Here is an 18,153-nt window from a genome sequence, read left to right on the forward strand (position 1 = left end):
GCCCAATTGGGAGTTAAAATGAATGATATCGTAATCGGCGAAGACGGCATCGAACGTCAAAGCCTAAAAGACTACACAGAAAGCGCGTACTTGAACTATTCCATGTATGTAATTATGGACCGCGCATTGCCACACATTGGTGACGGATTAAAACCAGTGCAGCGCCGTATTACCTACGCCATGAGCGAACTGGGTTTAAAAGCGGGTGCTAAATATAAAAAATCGGCCCGTACCGTGGGTGACGTATTAGGTAAATTCCACCCACACGGTGATAGTGCTTGTTATGAAGCTATGGTGCTTATGGCACAGCCTTTCTCTTATCGTTATCCGCTGGTGGATGGTCAAGGTAACTGGGGTAGCCAAGACGATCCTAAATCGTTCGCAGCTATGCGTTATACCGAAAGTAAGTTAACCAAATACGCAGATGTTTTATTAAGTGAATTGGGGCAAGGCACGGTTGATTGGCAGCCAAACTTTGATGGCTCTTTAGATGAGCCGGTGACGTTACCTGCCCGCTTACCCAATATTTTATTAAACGGCACCACGGGTATTGCTGTAGGCATGGCTACGGATATTCCGCCACATAACTTACGTGAAGTGGCTAATGCGTGTATTCATGTGTTAGATAACCCAAAAGCCACCACGCAAGAACTCATTCAGTTTGTGCCCGGGCCAGACTTCCCTACCAATGCTGAGATCATCACGCCAAAAGCCGACATGCAAAAAATGTATGAAACCGGACGTGGTAGCGTAAAAATGCGTGCGGTATACACCATGGAAGACGGTGATATTGTGATCACCGATCTACCACACCAATGTTCAGGCAATAAGGTATTAGAACAAATTGCCGATCAAATGCAGAAGAAAAAACTGCCTATGGTAACCGATTTGCGTGATGAGTCTGATCACGAGAATCCAACCCGCTTAGTTATTACACCTAAATCGAATCGCGTAGATGTGAATCAACTAATGAATCACCTATTTGCTACTACGGATTTAGAGAAAAGCTATCGTGTGAATATGAACATGATCGGCATTGATGGTTTACCTCAGGTGAAAACCCTAAGTACCATTGTCAGCGAATGGCTAACTTACCGTACCGAAACCGTACGCCGCCGTTTGCAGCATCGTTTAGAGAAAGTATTGGCGCGTTTACATATTTTAGATGGTTTGTTAGTAGCGTTCTTGAATATCGACGAAGTGATTGAAATTATTCGCACCGAAGACAAACCCAAGCAAGTATTTATCGAACGTTTTGGTTTGTCAGACATTCAAGCTGAAGCCATTCTTGAATTAAAACTACGTCACTTAGCCAAACTTGAAGAAATGCGCATACGTGGCGAGCAAGACGAACTACAAAAAGAACGCGAGGGCCTAGAAAAAACCCTAGGTTCAGAGCGCCGCATGAAAACCCTAGTAAAAAAAGAAATCACTCAAGACGCAGAAACCTATGGTGATGAACGCCGCAGCCCTATGGTGACACGTCAAGAAGCACAAGCCTTATCAGAAACTGATTTAATGGGCGCAGACCCTGTAACAGTTGTACTTTCAGAAAAAGGCTGGATTCGTGCTGCCAAGGGACACGATATAGACGGCCCTACGTTAGCGTATAAGTCGGGGGATAAATTCCTAATACAAGCCAATGCTAAAACCAATCAACAAGCGGCCTTCATTGATAGCAAAGGGCGCAGTTATAGTATCAATATTCATGGCTTGCCGGGAGCTCGGGGTTATGGCGAGCCTGTTTCAGGCTCGATTAGCTTACAAAGTGGAGCAACACTTAGCGCTATGTTGGTCGGTCAAAATAAAGATCAATACCTATTAGCTAGCGAATCTGGCTATGGGTTTATCACCACCTTTGAAGAAATGTTATCGAAAAACAAAGCCGGTAAAGCCTTGTTAAATAAACCAGAAGACAAGAAATTACATCAACCGATTAGAGTACAAGATTTATCAAAAGACTGGGTGGTAGCCGTCAGCAATGAAGGCCGTTTATTAACCTTCCCTGTTGCGGATTTACCGGTGATGTCTAAAGGTAAGGGTAATAAAATTATTAACTTAGGCACAGGTGGTACGGAAAACCTAATTGGTTTATCACTGATGAAAGAAGGGGATATGCTGGTAGTGAACTCAGGTAAACGTCATGTGAAAATGAAGTTTAAAGACTTAGAGCATTATCAGGGTGAACGTGGTCGTCGTGGTAATAAATTACCGCGCGGCTTCCAAAATGTTTCTAGTATTGAAGTAATACGTAAAGACGAAGAGTAAATATATTTCAAATGTAAGGTGGGTTAGATTGAGCGCAGCGAGGTCATAACCCACAACTCAGTCTAAAAAATAATAAAAATATAAACGGATTACACCATGAAAAAATTATATGAAGCTGAAAACGGACTCGAAGCCCATATGATCGTGAATCTGCTTGAACAAGCCCACTTAAATGCTCGTGTAGACGGTGAATTTTTGCAAGGGGCAGTGGGCGAAATACAAGCATCTGGGGTTGTTCGGGTCATGGTGGATGAAGGGGATTACGATGCAGCCAAAGAACTCATTAAGAAGTGGGATGCGGAGCCGCCAATAACGAGCTCAAGCTTAGAGCGACACAGGAATAACCCAATATTTTATTATGTTATTGTATTGATGATTGGTGCGTTTATTGGCGCTAGCTTAATTCAATACATGTAGTTAATACTGGAGATTTATGCAAAAAAAATTCACCTATTTACTGCGGGTTCGCTATAGCGAATGCGATGCGCAAAAAGTGGTGTTTAATGGCCGCTATTCTGATTATGTCGATATTGCCGTTAGTGAATTTATACGTGCTATTTGGGGCGATTATAACGATTTGTTGCAAGCGGGTTTTGATAATCAAGTGGTGAGTTATTCAATTAATTGGCAGGGACCTGCACATTTTGATGAGGTACTAGCTTGTGAAGTGAGTGCTAAGCATGTTGGTAATAGCTCGTTCTCATTTGAGGTTAATTTTAAAAATTATCATTCTAATACTGCTGTGGCACAAGCTGAAATAGTGTATGTGATGGTCGATGCCCAGAGTCATAGTAAAATACCTATTCCAGATCATATGAAAATTACATTGAAGCAAGGGGCCAAAGACACATTGGTAAACCATGCCGGTGTAATCAATGATTAATAAGCCAATCGTTGACCCTTTGCTTTGTCCTTTGTGTCAGCAACAAAATAAGTGTGCTAATTTAGATGTAGCTGATACCGAAAACCCTTGCTGGTGTGAAGATTCAAACATCCAATTCCCTAACGAACTGTTAGCACAGGTGCCTATCCCTAAAAGAGGAAAGGCGTGTATATGCCAATCTTGTGCTCAGAATTTTGCACAAACTGGTACTGTTAATATGTTTGATCCAAAAAAGTCATAAACATATTAAATTTTTCTAAAAATCACATTCCTAATTCACTTAAGCTTGGGTGGTCGGCAGGTCGTGGGCCTTGGGGCCATAAAAATTTACGTTCACTTTCTAAAATGGCCACGTCATTGATACTTGCATGACGTTCCGTCATGAGCCCCTTTTCATTAAAGGCCCAGTTTTCATTGCCGTGACTGCGAAACCAGTTTCCGTTTTTATTGTGCCATTCATAAACATAGCGTACGGCAATGCGATTTTTTTCATAAGCCCATAGTTCTTTAATTAAACGGTACTCCAATTCTTTATTCCATTTATCACTCAAGAATTGAATGATTTGGTCTCGACCATTCACAAATTCATCGCGATTACGCCATTGGCTATTAAGGCTATATGCAGTGGCAATTTTTTCAGGATTTTTATTATTCCATGCATCTTCGGCGATGCGCACTTTCAAGATGGCGTCTTCTTTACTGAATTCTGGTAGAGGGTAGCGAGTGTCTTCAAATTTAATATCCAAATTCATTATCTTAATCTTTTTTAATTGGGGTTCATTTGTAGAGCAAAATCTATGCCCTATAACTAAAGTAATAAACTTTGGTGTTTTTGGCCTGTATATGGATAAATGTTCAAGGAGAGCTCATTTTTTGGGGCATGAGTCTTTATCTATGCCTTATTCGATGCATTAACATTTTTTAGGTGTTTATATATATTCATCCTGAGCATGATAGTGAATGCATGAATAGAATTGGAAACAATAGAATGTGTATGGTTTTATAATTTCATGTATTGATATCTTAAGGAGATATACGTGAATTCATTTAAAAAGGATTTTAAACTTTTAGCTCGAACCAGCCCGTTTACCGATATGATTGGCCCTATTTATCAGAAAAAAGGTAAAACAGGTTTGGTGGTGGGTTTATTAGTGGAAGATAAGCATTGTAATGCACGTGGTACCGTTCATGGCGGTATATACGGAACCCTTGCAGATATTGCCATGGGTTATAGCGTTGCTTTTTCTACAAATCCGCCTACACCCGTGGTAACAGTAAGCCAAACCATTGATTATGTGGGTAAAGCTCAAGTAGGTGATTGGTTAGAAGTGCATACAGATATACAAAAAGTAGGGCGAAGATTGTCCTTTGCTAATTGTTATTTTGTAGTGAATGAACAGCGGATTGCTCGATCCAGTGGGGTTTTTAGTGTGACGGATGGCTAATTTTAGATAATGAATATAGTTCGAGATTGGAGCTGTCTTAAAAACCGTTTACTCAATGAGAGTAAACGATTTTTTATCAAGCTGAAGCTAAATTATTGTGCTGTAAATCCACCATCTACAGGTAATGCTAAGCCTGTGGTGAATGTTGCTTTACTAGATAAATATAGAACTGCTTCAGCTACTTCCTCAGCCTGACCTACTCGACCAATTGGGTGCATACTTTTAGTAATTTCAAAACGTTTTGGATCTTTTTCAGCTGAGCGGCGAACCATTTCAGTTTCAATAACTGCTGGACAAACTGCATTTACGCGAATGCCTTTACGGCCGTATTCAACGGCTACTGATTTAGTTAAACCTACGACTGCGTGTTTACTTGCAGAATATGCTGCCATTTTAGGGGCTGCAAATAATCCCGCTACTGATGCGGTATTAACAATTGAACCGCCGTTACCGGATTCCAACATAACAGGAATTTGATGTTTCATACATAACCAAACCCCTTTTACGTTCACGTCGATTACTTTATCAAACACGCTGGTTTCGCAGTGTTCGATTTTGTTGTTTTCAATTTCGATACCCGCATTGTTAAAAGCAATATCTAATCGACCATATTTTTCTACGGTGCCCTTCACAAGAGCAATTACTTGATCTTCTTGTGTTACATCACAGGCTATAAAGCAGGCCTCACCACCGTTGTCAGAAATTTCATTGGCTGTGGCTTGGCCAAGCTCTAAATTCACGTCTGCGACAACAACCTTAGCACCTTGAGCTCCAAAGGCTTTTGCGGTGGCTTTGCCAATACCTGTGCTGGCTCCTGTGATTAGAGCAACTTTGTTTTCAAATTCTAACATTGGGATATCCTATTTTCTCTGTAGGTGTAGGTTAGACTTAAATGCTTTCAAATTGAAATAGATGTTCTGCATAGTTGGATATGAATTCAGTCTATAGCTGACATGGTAATGGTTAAGGTATGCATTGAGGTGGTTATGTATAAATCCGATTTTAAGAATATTTCATTATGAGGGTAATATGGTTTTCGAATCATTTTTATATATTACCTTTTATTCGGTTTGTATCTTTTTCTTAAGATTAGTTAAGTCATGTTATCGGCTATGGTAATTTTAAATTTAATGAAAGGTGTATGTGATTCATTTCTGCGAGGGTTTATTGAGTATTGAGTATTGAGTATTGAGTATTGGTGTTACGCGACGGACTAAACAGCGTTCCAGAGTTATTACTATTTTTGTGGCTTGGTATTATGTTTTTGAATTATTGGTTGCTATAACGGTTAAAAGTACTTCTAGTTTGTTAGAAGAACATTTAGGGTTTTGGTTACTCTCAGTATTCAGCGTTCATGAATGACTGAGTTTCTAACAAGGATAAAAAAAGCGAGCAATGCTCGCCTTTTTTATGCTTGTAAAACGATTACTGAACGCGAAGCTGGTAATCGTTTGCTCCTGAGTTATAAATATTGGAAGCGGTTACTTCAATCACATACGTACCTGGTTGTAATGTGGTTGTGATTTGAGAGTTCACACCATTCCCACTATCATCATCTGCAGCAATATTGCCGCTTAGATCATCAGGGGTATGCAAAATTAGGTAAGTATCAAAGAAGTTTCCTGTCCCATAGTTGGCTCCATCCAAATCTGGCGAACCTAAATCAATAGTGACGGTGCTTTCTTCAGCTACATATAAAGTGTAATAGTCGGCGTAACAATCGCCATCAATTACGCCGCGACCACTGTCTGAGTTTAGTGAGCAGGTCTGTGATTGACTGCGTTCATCATTTGACTCTAAAGAGCCAGAAGTCGTATCACCTACTAATAAATCTGCTAGGCTGGCATCATTTTGTTCTATGCCATCGTATAAAGATTCAAGTGTTTGAATACGATTTTTAACGACTTCAAGTTCTGTAACTAAGGTCGATAAGCTTGTATTTAATCCATCAAGTTCATTGTTCAGTTGAGTGTTATCGATTTGAATCAAGGTAATGCTATTTGTATTAGCCATTACGGTTGCCAATAAACCCGCTACTTGTGTTGTTAATGGGTTAATAGAGGCTGTATTGTCGCTAACTTGTGTTTGAAGGTCAGCAATTAAAGTATTGATTTGAACAATTAAGCCGGAGTTAGTACTAATTAGGCCACGAAGGTCTGTGTCTAATTGTGCAAGAGCCGTTTCTAATTCAGCGCGAAGTTGAACTGTGTCTGCAATGGCGGCAGTTAGTGCGGCTTCTAATGTGACAATATCAGATGAATTACTAGCGACTTGCGCTAAAAGCGCTGCTATTTGTGCCTCGTTTGAGTCCACTTGGTCTGATAAGGCTGCTATGTTTGCTTGTGTGTCAGCTAATTCAGATATCAAAGTGTCAACTTCTGAATTCAAGCTTTCAATACTAGCTGTGTTTGCTTGAATTAAAGCTTGGTTTTCTTCTATTAGTGCTAGTAGTGCTTTAAAAGGCTTACCTCTAGGAGTCTTTTTTTTGTCTGCTAGTGCAGGTGCTGCCATTATGCTTAACGCAAGTGGGACGAATAGAAAATTTCGTAATTTCATAACTAACCTTGATGGGAGTTGAATTAACTGCATAAAACGTGGTTTGAAAAGTGATCTAATTATATGTGAACTGGTTGGTGTTTTAATATAGACAATGTTCAAATTGGAAGGCCGTGTCTGGTATTTTAGTATTAGTTGTGTATTAAAAGTGATCACAATACCAAAAAAGTAGCATATTATTTTTTAATAACAATAGTTCGCATTTAATATTAAGAATTAAAACCCCAAAAGCTCATGGGTAATCAAATTATGAATTCTCTTCTATTTATATGCTGTGTACTCTCTTTAAGCCGTGAAGCTACTCAGTGATCTTCTGACAAGTTTTGTTATAGGTTTCTCTAATAGTACTCAGAGTCCTTTGCGTGGAAATTGGCAGATATTATGCCATGGGTGTTTTTGTTTTATACGAGGGTAACCATATCTTCGATATATGGGCTTAAATACCCTAATGGAAGTACCCTGCTGACAGAGATTACATCGCCGATAGTGTAAACAACTGAATACTTCGTAAGTCATATTTAGTATTGCTAGTGGCTGCTTTTGTCTTGGCTAATGTATTGGGTTAAATCAACTAAGCGATTTGCGTACCCCCATTCGTTATCATACCAACTAACCAGTTTTATAAATTGATCATTCAGTACAATGCACGCACTAGCATCAAAAATACTGCTATGGGCATCGTGTATGAAGTCACTGCTTACAACAGGGTCATGTGTATAAGCCATTATTCCTTTCATTTCTTGTTCGCTTGCGCGCATTATTTCATTACAAATACCTTGAAAAGGCGCCGGTTTTTTTAAGCGTACGGTTAAATCTACTACTGATACATCTGTGGTTGGCACCCTAAATGCCATACCAGTTAATTTTCCGCTTAAATCAGGAATGACTTTACCAACGGCTTTCGCGGCACCGGTCGAACTGGGTATGATGTTGTTACCCATGGATCTGGCGCCACGCCAATCACCTTCTATGGCTCCATCAACGGTTCGCTGAGACGCTGTAGCTGCATGGATGGTAGTCATTAGGCCTTCTGAAATACCCCATTTATCGTTGATGATTTTTGCTAAAGGCGCTAAACAGTTTGTCGTGCAACTTGCGTTTGAAATGACGCTTTCTTGATTTTGATAGTTATGATGGTTTACCCCCATCACATACATAGGGGCATCAGGGGGGGAGCACTGATAATGACTTTTTTAGCTCCCGCTTGTAAGTGTTCGCTTGCAGCGGCTAATTCAGTGAATAACCCAGTGCACTCTAATACGACATCACACTGATATTTCCCCCAAGCACAGTCAGTAGGTTTTTTTTTGGTGGGTAATTTGAATGCTTTTTGATTCTATGGTTAATGTATCTTGTTGATGAGAGATAGGTTTTTTTAATTGTCCGTGGGTAGAATCATATTGAAGCAAATAAGCCATATATTCTGTGCTCATTAAATCATTAATTGCTACAACAGTTATTTTTTCATTTTCAAGGCAGGCTCTTAATGCTAATCGACCGATTCTTCCAAAGCCATTTATTCCTACTTTTATACTCATAATGTAATCCTTTAATAGCTTGTCAAAGTTGTGACGTATTCAAAAAAATATTCATGTTATTTATTAATAATGAATATTTAATTTTTAAAAATAATCATATTGAGATGAGTGTGCATAAAAAAGGCCAACTATTTAATGAAAAAAATATTGTCTGCTTTTGTGTAAATTAAAAAAAATAGTCATCAATTAGGCATGACACGTCTAAAAAAACCATGGAAAACCTCATTTCATTTCTACTGTTTTTCAATTGCGTTGCTATACTCAAGTAACAATAACTATAAAATCCAAATCAGCCTGAGGGGGTCCCATGAACCGATTGGGAATTTCAGCTGTATCCGCTTTACTTCTATTAATTAGTCATTCTGCGCTAGCACAGTGGAATCTAAATTTACCGGAAGGTGTTACAACAATAAGCCAAAATGTTCACGAACTTCACATGACGATATTTTATATCTGTGTGGCGATCGCTGTGGTTGTATTTGGTGTCATGCTTTATAGCATTATCTATCATCGAAAAAGTCGTGGCGCAAAAGCGGCAAACTTTCATGAAAGCACAGCGGTCGAAATTCTATGGACCATTATCCCATTATTGATTTTGGTTGTGATGGCAATACCGGCCACTCAAACACTCATAGAAATGTACGACACAAAAGAAGCAGAAATTGATATTCAAGTAACCGGATATCAGTGGAAGTGGCGATACACCTATTTGAACGAAGATGTTGATTTCTTTTCCATTTTGTCAACACCACAAGAGCAAATTGACAATACTCAAACCAAGAGCGAAAACTACTTACTTGAAGTAGATAAGCCATTAGTCGTGCCTATTAATACAAAAATCCGATTTTTATTAACAGCTAAAGACGTTATTCATTCTTGGTGGGTGCCAGAGCTTGCCGTTAAAAAAGACACCATACCGGGTTTTATTAATGAGTCGTGGACAATAATTGATAAGCCCGGTATTTACCGCGGGCAATGTACAGAGTTATGCGGTAAGGGTCATGGATTTATGCCTATTGTGGTTAAAGCAGTTTCTAAAGATGAATACCAAGCTTGGATAACCAAGGAGTCAAAACTACAAGCTGCTGCACGAGAAGTAAAAGACATGAGTTTTGATGAGCTTATGGTGCAAGGTGAAAAAATATATAAATCCAATTGTGCCGCTTGTCATCAGGTGAATGGCTCAGGTATGCCACCTGTATTCCCTGCATTAAAAGGTAGCGCCATAGCATTGGGGGATATTAAAGCGCACATCGATATTGTGCTTAATGGTAAAAAAGGCACCTCGATGTCCGCATTCGCAGAGCAGCTGAGTGTTAGTGATGTTGCGGCAGTTGTTACTTATGAGCGAAATGCTTGGGGGAATAATAAAGGTGACATGGCGACACCTAAGCAAGTCAAACAACAAAAAGAATCGGGCAAATAGGGGAGTGAGAACATGTCGCACGCAATAGATTCACACGAACATCACGGCCCAGATAAAGGCATCTTACGTTGGTTGTATACCACCAATCATAAAGATATTGGAACCATGTATTTAATACTGGCGCTTAGCTCTTTGCTGATTGGCGGTATTATGGCATTTGTGATTCGCGCTGAATTATTTCAGCCGGGTCTACAGTTAGTTGACCCTAACTTTTTTAACCAAATGACCACGATGCACGGTTTAATTATGGTATTTGGTGCCATTATGCCAGCGTTTGTGGGGCTGGCTAATTGGTTAGTGCCCATGATGGTGGGCGCCCCTGATATGGCATTGCCGCGCATAAATAACTGGTCGTTTTGGTTACTGCCATTTGCATTTGGCATGTTAATTAGCACGCTGTTTATGGAAGGTGGTGCGCCTAATTTTGGCTGGACTTTTTATGCTCCGCTTTCAACCGATTATGCACCACCTAGTGTAACGTTTTTTATCTTCAGTGTTCATCTTATGGGGATAAGCTCAATCATGGGTGCAGTAAACGTTATTGTGACGATTTTTAATATGCGCGCACCCGGCATGACGTTTATGAAAATGCCATTATTTGTTTGGACATGGTTAATCACGGCTTTTTTATTAATTGCAGTGATGCCTGTTTTGGCAGGTGTCGTTACCATGATGTTGATGGACATTCACTTTGGCACATCATTTTTTAATGCAGCAGGCGGTGGTGACCCTGTTATGTTTCAGCATGTTTTCTGGTTTTTTGGGCATCCAGAAGTGTACATTATGATTTTACCTGCCTTTGGTATTGTCTCTCATATTATTTCTACATTTTCACGTAAACCTTTGTTTGGTTACACCTCTATGGTGTGGGCAACTGCATCCATTGCCTTACTAAGTTTTATTGTATGGGCGCATCATATGTTTACTGTGGGTATGCCATTAGTAGGGGAGTTATTCTTTATGTACAGCACCATGTTAATTGCAGTACCAACAGGTGTAAAAGTGTTTAACTGGGTAACCACGATGTTTCGAGGTTCTATGACATTCGAAACACCCATGTTATTTGCAATTGCCTTTGTTGTTTTGTTCACCATCGGTGGATTAAGTGGATTAATGCTCGCCATAGCACCGGCTGATTTTCAATATCACGATACCTACTTTGTTGTGGCCCATTTCCATTATGTATTAGTACCAGGTGCATTGTTTAGTATTTTGGCTGGGGTGTATTACTGGTTACCAAAATGGTGTGGACGCATGTATAGCGAAACCTTAGGTAAGTGGCATTTCTGGTTAAGTTTTGTGGGTGTAAATATTACGTTTTTCCCTATGCACTTTATTGGTTTAGCAGGTATGCCGCGTCGAATTCCGGATTACGCTCTTCAGTTTGCTGACTTTAATGCCATTGTTTCAGTGGGCGCATTTATTTTTGGTATGAGTCAGCTGATCTTTATTTACAACGTCTGGCGTACAACTATTGGTGGTAAAGGCGAAAAAGCCACTGATAAGGTTTGGGAGCAACCTGAGGGATTAGAGTGGGAGATACCAAGTCCGGCCCCGTATCACACGTTTCAAGAACCCCCTGTAGTGAAATAAATAAACTGAGGTGAGTATGAAAAAAATGTCACCGTGGAAATTATCATTAATACCTCTAGCTATGTTTGGCTTCGGCTTTGCGCTAGTGCCTTTATATGATGTGTTCTGCGCAGTGACAGGTTTGAATGGTAAAAATTTTCAGGTTTTAAGTGTGGATGAAGCAAGTCGGCAAGATTTAAATCATGCGCAGAGGGCAAACTTACAGTTTTTAGCCGATGCGGATTCAAGAGATCTTTGGCAGTTTAAACCTGAAAATAAAACCTTAGAACTACAGGCGGGGAAACTCATTACCACTTATTATGAGTTAACTAATCCATATGATTATCCTGTAACCATTCAGGCTGTGCCCAGTGTGGCACCTGGTGTATGGGCAGAGTATTTAGTCAAAATTGAATGTTTTTGTTTTACCCAACAAGTTGTTCCAGCTAAGACTAAGGTGAAGTTACCATTGCAGGTTACCTTAAGTGCCAAAGCTCCAGAGGAAGTGAATCACTTATCGCTTTCCTATCGCCTTTATCAAAGTGAAACCCTAGGAGGTACATTTTGAACACACCTAAATATTATGTTCCCGCTCGAAGTCACTGGCCGATTTTTGGTGCGGTGGCGGTTTTTTTAACCATTTATTCCATGGCTTCAATAATACATGAAAGCAGTCAGGGCCATGTGGGTACAGGCTCTGTGATATTAGCGTTTATAGCAGCATTTTTGATGCTATATATGTTGTTTGGTTGGTTTGGAGAGGTAATTAGCGAAGGCTTACGCGGTTTAAATAGCGATCAACTTAAACGCTCATTTCGCATCAGCATGGCTTGGTTTATTTTTTCAGAGGTCATGTTTTTTGCGGCATTCTTTGGCGCGCTATTTTATGCGCGAATGTTCGCAGTGCCGTGGTTAGGTGGTGAAGGGGCAAAAGGCGAAGCTAATATGTTATGGCAAGGGTTTAGTGCTCATTGGCCACTATTGAAAACACCAGACATGTCCACATTTCCTGGGGCAATGGGGGTTATTGATGCTTGGAAATTACCTTTTGTTAACACGGTATTGCTGATTATTTCTAGCTTGACTCTAACCTTGGCCCATCACTGTCTAAGAGAGCAAGACAAGAAAGGCACGCTAATGTGGATGGGCATCACCTTGGCTTTAGGTGTGGCATTTATATGCGTTCAGATTTACGAATATGGTCATGCAATGAATGACTTAAATTTGACACTTAACAGCGGTATCTACGGTTCTACTTTCTTTTTATTGACCGGTTTTCATGGTGTGCATGTGACTTTGGGCGGTATTTTAATTTTTGTCATGTATTGGCGAGTAAAAAATGACCACTTTAAGCCGGATGACCATTTTGGCTTTGAAGCAGCCGCTTGGTACTGGCATTTTGTCGATGTGGTCTGGTTAATGCTATTTACTTTTGTGTACGTCTTTTAATTGTCGCTTTTTACTTTTTAAGTGTATTGACTAAGAAAAAAGTATAAACCAATTAAGACAATGGTACAGGCAGCAAATATTACTCGATATTTTAAGCCTTTAAATGTTTTTTCTGAACTTTTAGGGGCGCTGACTAAATGATACAAACCATAAAAAAGTGCAACGATACTACAGAATAAAAAAAATAAAATGAGAGCCTTTAACATGTCGAATCCTTTGATTTTAAATGTGAATCGAAATTGGCACTTTGAAATAAAGCCACTTTACAGTCTGGTTATGCTAATTGGAGTATCCATTTGTTTGCTGGCTGCTGGATGGCAGTATAGCAAGTCTTATCAATTTAAAGCTGTGGTTTATGAAAAAATTATTATCACTGGCCGATTTTTGAATGAATACAGTTTGTTTCTCGACAACCAAACCAGATCGGGTCGTGCGGGTTATGCGGTTATTACGCCATTTTCTAGTAATGATAAAACTTATTTAGTGAATCGTGGCTTTGTACCATATGAAACCCGTAATGTATTGCCAAAAATTGAAGATGCTCACGGAGGGATTGAGATATCAGGCATAATAAAACCCTATAAAACACCTGTTCAATTCAGTACTCAAATTGAAGATTCAATACCTAATCGTATCCAATCTATTAACTTTGAGGACTTTTCAAAAACGCTTAATTATCCATTATCAGATGAAATTTTCATTCAGCAATCCGGTAAAGGAATGTTAGCCAAGCAAGACATTAAAGCTCCGTATTTAAGTTTTCATCGGCATCAAGGCTATGCGTTGCAATGGTTTTTATTAGCAATTTGTGGCCTGCTAATTTTATTGGCAGCTAGTTTAAAGAGGGATAATTAAATGAAAAAACTTCCCCTAATCGTTATGTTGTTAGTCTTAGTGGCACCCTTTGCTGTGTCATTAATGCTGTTAGATGATAAGCAAAAAGTAGCCGATAAGGCTCGTGGTGAATGGCTTAATACAACTAACTATATAGATAAGATACAAGATAATAATTGGCAAATTGTTTGGCGTAATCAAGATTGTAATAGTCAGTGTGATCAGTGGGAAAATCTATTGTTAAGAGTGAAAATGGCGCTAGGAAAAAATCAAAATAAAGTAAGTGTCACACATAACACGGTACAGTCACTTAACCATATGGATCACGGATTGTTCATCGCAAATCATAAAGGCTTGGTGCTATTGTCTTATCAAGCGAATGAAAGTGGTGCTTATAATTTATTAAAAGATTTAAAGGTTTTACTAAAACATAACGGAAAATAAAAATAATAAAGTTGAGGTAAGCATGCAACGCTTTGCCCTTTTTAACATTCTACTTACACTGCTTGTGATAACGCTCGGTGCGCTCACTCGCTTATTAGATGCAGGACTTGGCTGCCCTGATTGGCCTGTTTGTTATGGACACCCATTCCCAATTTCAAATGAAGCGGCTATCGAATTTACCCAATGGCAATTCGACTCTGGTAAAGCATGGATGGAAATGATTCATCGCTACGCAGCAAGTGCTTTGGGGCTCAGCATTTTAATTCAGGCGGCTTTGATTTGGCCCCGTTACTTAGGTGCGCTACGTTGGTTGGCGGTGTTTCTTTGTGTTTGGGTGGTTTTGCAGGGCCTGTTTGGCATGTGGACCGTCACATTACGTCTTTGGCCTCCCGTGGTCAGTGCGCATCTTCTTGGTGGTGCGGTTACTTTAGGCGCACAGTTTTTAATATGGCGTGTGATAACCAGTAACCGAGAACCTCAATGGCGTTCTTGGTGGAGTGCATTTGCGCTAATTATTATTTTTCAAATGGCTCTGGGTGCATGGACATCTAGCCATTACGCTGGACTGGCTTGTCCAGACTTCCCAACTTGTCAGGGTAATTGGTGGGTTGAAATCAACGCTGAAATATTACATTCACCCATGGTGGAGGGCGATGAATATTTAGGCGGAATTGGCTCAAATCATCAGCGTATGGCCATTCAATGGGTTCATCGATTAGGTGCTTTAGCTGTCTTGTTATTGTTTATTCTCTTGGTGTTTAAATATCCATTACAAAAACGCAGATTAGCATTCTGTGGGTCAATTCTGTTTATACAAATTAGTTTAGGCATTCTAAATGCTGTGTGGTTATTACCCTTAAGTTTGGCCTTGTTACACAACACATTTGCCATGCTGTTATGGCTAGGTGCACTGAATGGATTATTAGCAATGGATGAATTAAGCGACGAAAAATACTTTGCTAAAGAACTTTTAGCTTAACCAATAAAAAGGTAGGGCATGATGGAAAGAATTAGTGTTTGGCAAAGTACAGAAAAGTACACAGGAACTATCAAAGATTATTTTGCATTAACCAAATTTAAAGTAGTGGCAGTCATGTTATTTACTGTCATGGTGGGTTTTTTACTGGCCAGTGATACTAATATTGCATTTCTGAAATTGTTTTATACCTTGGTTGGTGTGGGGGCTTGCGCAATGAGCGGGGCTGTATTAAATCATTTGGTTGATCGCTATCGCGATACAAAAATGCAACGTACGAAACGCCGTCCCGTTGCCACTGGTAAAGTCAGTGCCGAATCAGCCTTTATATTTTCCATGGCATTATTGCTGTTTGGTGCGGCATTACTATATTGGCAGCTTAACTTGTTAACCAGCGTGTTGTCTGTTGCATCTATGTTCGCTTATGGTGTCATTTATAGTTTATGGCTTAAGCCTGCAACACCGCAAAATATTACTGTAGGTGGTTTAGCGGGAGCGATGCCTCCACTTTTAGGATACTGTGCTGTTACCGGACAAGTTGGGCCAGAGGCATTGCTTTGGGTGTTGATTATTTTTACATGGACACCACCGCATTTTTGGGCGTTGGCTATTTATAAACGCGATGATTATGCCAAGGCTGGTGTTCCCATGTTGCCAGTCACTCATGGAATTGAGTTCACTGCATTTCAAGCATGGTTATATTGCTTGTTGTTGTGTGTTGTCAGTATTGGTCCTGTATTGATTGGAACACAAGGTTTGATTTATTTATCCATTGTCACTGTTATCAATGCCAAATTTACGTGGCTAACATATCGCATGTGGTGTCATCCAACTGACCCAAATGCACGTAAAACCTTTAAATTCTCTATTGTTTATATTCTATGGTTATTTGCGGCGCTGTTATTGGATCATTATGTGCAGTTAATTGCATTTTAATAGCTCGTTAACCATTATTTATGTCAGTGTATAAGACAGAAGGAGGTATAAATTTTCTGTCGACCATGAAGTCTAATCATTAGATTAGGCTATTCGAAATGAGCGAAGGAGTTTCCTAAGTCGTACGCTTAACTGAACAAAAACAACCAGCCAAATTAGGGGAAGGTTATGTATTTACAACACATGTTCGGATTGCTTTATCATCCAAGGGCGGAATGGGATTCTATCAAAAAAGAAAACCACTCCTTAGGACACATCTATTTAACGCACTTACTTTTTCTTGCTGCAATACCGCCGTTTGCACTGCTTGTGGGTGTTACGCAGGTTGGGTGGAGCTTTGTAGGAACTGAGTTTTACTTTCTCAGTTTTGAGTCAGCCTTGCCTCTGGCGGGGGCGTTTTACTTAGCATTGCTCGCGGGTATGTTTTTTATGGCATATACCACGTATTGGATGGAGCGAACGTTTGGAGCTGAGGCCAGCTTAGAGCGTTGCCTGCTATTTACCACGTTTACATCTACACCACTGTTTTTATCGGGTTTAGCTGGATTGGTACCTATCTTATGGTTAGATGTATTTATTGTATTGGCAGCAGTCTCTTATACGGTTTACTTATTGTATTCAGGTGTGCCCATTTTTATGAATATACCTGAAGAGCGCGGTTTCATTTTTGCCAGCTCTATTTTAACCGTAGGCCTATGTGCGCTAGTGGGAATGATGGCTGCTACCGTTATTATCTGGGGAATGGGTTTTGCCCCGCAGATTATGCAGACTCAATAACCGTAATTTGAATATATATACAGTGAAAGCCCGGCAATAGTCGGGCTTTTTTATGGATTTTTTTTCAAAAGTTCATCGCGTTTGTGTTTATACGTTTCATAATCTTCAATGTCATTACACTGAATGCGCCCAGTCTTTTCTAAGCACTGGTTACTTTTCATTGCGTTATAAGCCCCTTGTGAAGAGCATGCACTAAGAATCGATAGGCTGGTTATTAGAAAACTGGCTTTAGTGAAGTTCATCATTAATCATCAATCCTGTTCAAAAGCATCTACACTTAAAATAACATTGTACGTGGATGTGTTGTGCATGGAAGGACAAAGCGCCGACTTTTTAGACTTAAAACTTAGCCCTGGTCAATTGCTGCAATTGCAATTTGAAGGTTATACAGACGTGCGCGAGAAATCTATTCTGGTAGGTTATCGGCGCAATGCTTCAATTATCGTCACTATGCCTACTGGAATGGGGATCAAAGTGGGTGAGAAGATTAACGTGCGCTTTTTTTACGGACGTAAAAGTAGCGCTTGTGCTTTTCAAACAGAAGTAATTCATATCAGTACGGCACCGTTTTCTCATATGCATCTGAAAATGCCTGATGAAGTTTTGATAGGTGAGGTGCGTCAAAATGTACGTGCTGATGTGGAGGTGATCTCTCGAGTGGAGTTTGAAGAAGAAGGTAATGCACAGACAACCTCGGCTAAAATTGTGGATTTAAGCTTAAATGGAGCCCGTATTATTGGGCGCAAATTTGACTTTGAAGTGGGGAGTGAAATACACCTGATATTTAAATTGGTCGTAACGGAAATTGAATATGAGTTATCTGTTCCTGCCACGGCCCGTTCAAAGCAAGAAATAGAAAACGGCTGCTCCGTGGGCTTGCAGTTCCATGATTTACCCGCAAATGACAAAATTGCTCTGCAGGCCTTCGTCTTGACCCATATAAATGATCTATAAATGCCTAGCTAACTGGCTCTAAGCCTATTTTTGACGGTTTTCACCCAGAGCATAAACAGGTATAATTTGCCCCCTTTTTTAGCTCTTTAACACAG

19 protein-coding genes and 1 pseudogene are annotated in these 18,153 nt (G+C 39.9%); 15 read left to right on the top strand and 5 right to left on the bottom strand.

What is annotated here, in order from left to right; genetic code table 11:
* The first annotated feature begins 18 nt into the window (after window positions 1–18).
* From parC to ABWV45_RS11770, 4 genes are all read left to right on the top strand, one after another.
* Window positions 19–2,268, top strand: a complete 2,250-nt coding sequence (parC, locus tag ABWV45_RS11755) for a DNA topoisomerase IV subunit A (RefSeq protein ID WP_353351864.1) — start codon at window positions 19–21, stop codon at window positions 2,266–2,268.
* A gap of 96 nt (window positions 2,269–2,364) precedes the next feature.
* Window positions 2,365–2,685 (top strand): putative signal transducing protein, encoded by a 321-nt coding sequence (locus ABWV45_RS11760; RefSeq protein ID WP_353351866.1) that lies wholly within the window; start codon window positions 2,365–2,367, stop codon window positions 2,683–2,685.
* Between the two features lie 16 nt (window positions 2,686–2,701).
* Entirely contained in the window at window positions 2,702–3,151 is a 450-nt protein-coding gene (locus tag ABWV45_RS11765; protein ID WP_353351868.1) for an acyl-CoA thioesterase, read from the top strand.
* Complete coding sequence (locus tag ABWV45_RS11770) at window positions 3,144–3,392, top strand: cysteine-rich CWC family protein (RefSeq protein ID WP_353351870.1); 249 nt, start codon at window positions 3,144–3,146, stop codon at window positions 3,390–3,392. The genes ABWV45_RS11765 and ABWV45_RS11770 overlap by 8 nt, the downstream gene beginning before the upstream one ends.
* Window positions 3,393–3,414: 22 nt before the next feature.
* Here ABWV45_RS11770 and ABWV45_RS11775 read toward each other — a convergent pair whose 3' ends face one another.
* Window positions 3,415–3,903: a nuclear transport factor 2 family protein gene (locus ABWV45_RS11775; protein ID WP_353351872.1), complete on the bottom strand. Its 489-nt coding sequence runs from the start codon at window positions 3,901–3,903 to the stop codon at window positions 3,415–3,417.
* A gap of 285 nt (window positions 3,904–4,188) precedes the next feature.
* Between ABWV45_RS11775 and ABWV45_RS11780 the strand changes: the two genes are divergently transcribed.
* Window positions 4,189–4,596, top strand: coding sequence for a PaaI family thioesterase (locus ABWV45_RS11780; protein WP_353351874.1), 408 nt, complete (start codon window positions 4,189–4,191; stop codon window positions 4,594–4,596).
* A 92-nt stretch (window positions 4,597–4,688) separates the two neighbouring features.
* On the opposite strand, the gene ABWV45_RS11785 is transcribed toward ABWV45_RS11780, so the two are convergent.
* The 3 genes and pseudogenes from ABWV45_RS11785 to gap all read right to left on the bottom strand — a co-directional run bounded on the left by ABWV45_RS11785 (window position 4,689) and on the right by gap (window position 8,690).
* Entirely contained in the window at window positions 4,689–5,447 is a 759-nt protein-coding gene (locus ABWV45_RS11785) for an SDR family oxidoreductase (RefSeq protein ID WP_353351876.1), read from the bottom strand.
* A 574-nt stretch (window positions 5,448–6,021) separates the two neighbouring features.
* On the bottom strand, window positions 6,022–7,152 hold the full coding sequence (locus ABWV45_RS11790) for a pre-peptidase C-terminal domain-containing protein (RefSeq protein ID WP_353351878.1): 1,131 nt from the start codon (window positions 7,150–7,152) through the stop codon (window positions 6,022–6,024).
* 527 nt (window positions 7,153–7,679) lie between these two features.
* Window positions 7,680–8,690, bottom strand: a pseudogene (gap, locus tag ABWV45_RS11795) (type I glyceraldehyde-3-phosphate dehydrogenase).
* 307 nt (window positions 8,691–8,997) lie between these two features.
* Between gap and coxB the strand changes: the two are divergent.
* The 4 genes from coxB to ABWV45_RS11815 are packed head-to-tail and all read left to right on the top strand — an operon-like array spanning window position 8,998 to window position 13,137.
* Window positions 8,998–10,116 carry a cytochrome c oxidase subunit II gene (gene coxB / locus ABWV45_RS11800; RefSeq protein WP_353351880.1) on the top strand — a complete coding sequence of 373 codons (1,119 nt, stop codon included), beginning with the start codon at window positions 8,998–9,000 and terminating at the stop codon, window positions 10,114–10,116.
* A 12-nt stretch (window positions 10,117–10,128) separates the two neighbouring features.
* Window positions 10,129–11,709 carry a cytochrome c oxidase subunit I gene (ctaD, locus tag ABWV45_RS11805; protein ID WP_353351882.1) on the top strand — a complete coding sequence of 527 codons (1,581 nt, stop codon included), beginning with the start codon at window positions 10,129–10,131 and terminating at the stop codon, window positions 11,707–11,709.
* A gap of 16 nt (window positions 11,710–11,725) precedes the next feature.
* On the top strand, window positions 11,726–12,256 hold the full coding sequence (locus tag ABWV45_RS11810; RefSeq protein WP_353351884.1) for a cytochrome c oxidase assembly protein: 531 nt from the start codon (window positions 11,726–11,728) through the stop codon (window positions 12,254–12,256).
* Window positions 12,253–13,137, top strand: coding sequence for a cytochrome c oxidase subunit 3 (locus tag ABWV45_RS11815; RefSeq protein ID WP_353351886.1), 885 nt, complete (start codon window positions 12,253–12,255; stop codon window positions 13,135–13,137). The genes ABWV45_RS11810 and ABWV45_RS11815 overlap by 4 nt, the downstream gene beginning before the upstream one ends.
* 17 nt (window positions 13,138–13,154) lie before the next feature.
* On the opposite strand, the gene ABWV45_RS11820 is transcribed toward ABWV45_RS11815, so the two are convergent.
* Window positions 13,155–13,343 carry a DUF2909 family protein gene (locus tag ABWV45_RS11820; protein WP_353351888.1) on the bottom strand — a complete coding sequence of 63 codons (189 nt, stop codon included), beginning with the start codon at window positions 13,341–13,343 and terminating at the stop codon, window positions 13,155–13,157.
* On the opposite strand from ABWV45_RS11820, the gene ABWV45_RS11825 reads away from it, so the two are divergent.
* The 6 genes from ABWV45_RS11825 (at window position 13,342) to ABWV45_RS11850 (ending at window position 18,058) form a co-directional block, all read left to right on the top strand.
* Complete coding sequence (locus tag ABWV45_RS11825; protein WP_353351890.1) at window positions 13,342–13,992, top strand: SURF1 family protein; 651 nt, start codon at window positions 13,342–13,344, stop codon at window positions 13,990–13,992. The two genes, ABWV45_RS11820 and ABWV45_RS11825, sit on opposite strands and share 2 nt — an antisense overlap.
* A complete protein-coding gene (locus ABWV45_RS11830; protein ID WP_353351892.1) occupies window positions 13,993–14,415 on the top strand; it encodes a hypothetical protein in 423 nt (140 codons plus the stop codon).
* 22 nt (window positions 14,416–14,437) lie between these two features.
* The gene (locus ABWV45_RS11835) at window positions 14,438–15,394 is read left to right on the top strand and encodes a COX15/CtaA family protein (protein ID WP_353351894.1); all 957 of its coding nucleotides are present in this window, start codon (window positions 14,438–14,440) and stop codon (window positions 15,392–15,394) included.
* Window positions 15,395–15,412: 18 nt separating this feature from the next.
* Window positions 15,413–16,327: a heme o synthase gene (gene cyoE / locus ABWV45_RS11840; RefSeq protein WP_353351896.1), complete on the top strand. Its 915-nt coding sequence runs from the start codon at window positions 15,413–15,415 to the stop codon at window positions 16,325–16,327.
* 168 nt (window positions 16,328–16,495) lie between these two features.
* A complete protein-coding gene (locus ABWV45_RS11845; protein WP_353351898.1) occupies window positions 16,496–17,104 on the top strand; it encodes a Yip1 family protein in 609 nt (202 codons plus the stop codon).
* 231 nt (window positions 17,105–17,335) lie between these two features.
* Complete coding sequence (locus ABWV45_RS11850; RefSeq protein ID WP_353351899.1) at window positions 17,336–18,058, top strand: flagellar brake protein; 723 nt, start codon at window positions 17,336–17,338, stop codon at window positions 18,056–18,058.
* Window positions 18,059–18,153: the final 95 nt, after the last annotated feature.

Origin of the sequence: Oceaniserpentilla sp. 4NH20-0058, assembly GCF_040371755.1 — a bacterium.
Taxonomy (GTDB): Bacteria; Pseudomonadota; Gammaproteobacteria; order Pseudomonadales; family Oceanobacteraceae; genus Bermanella.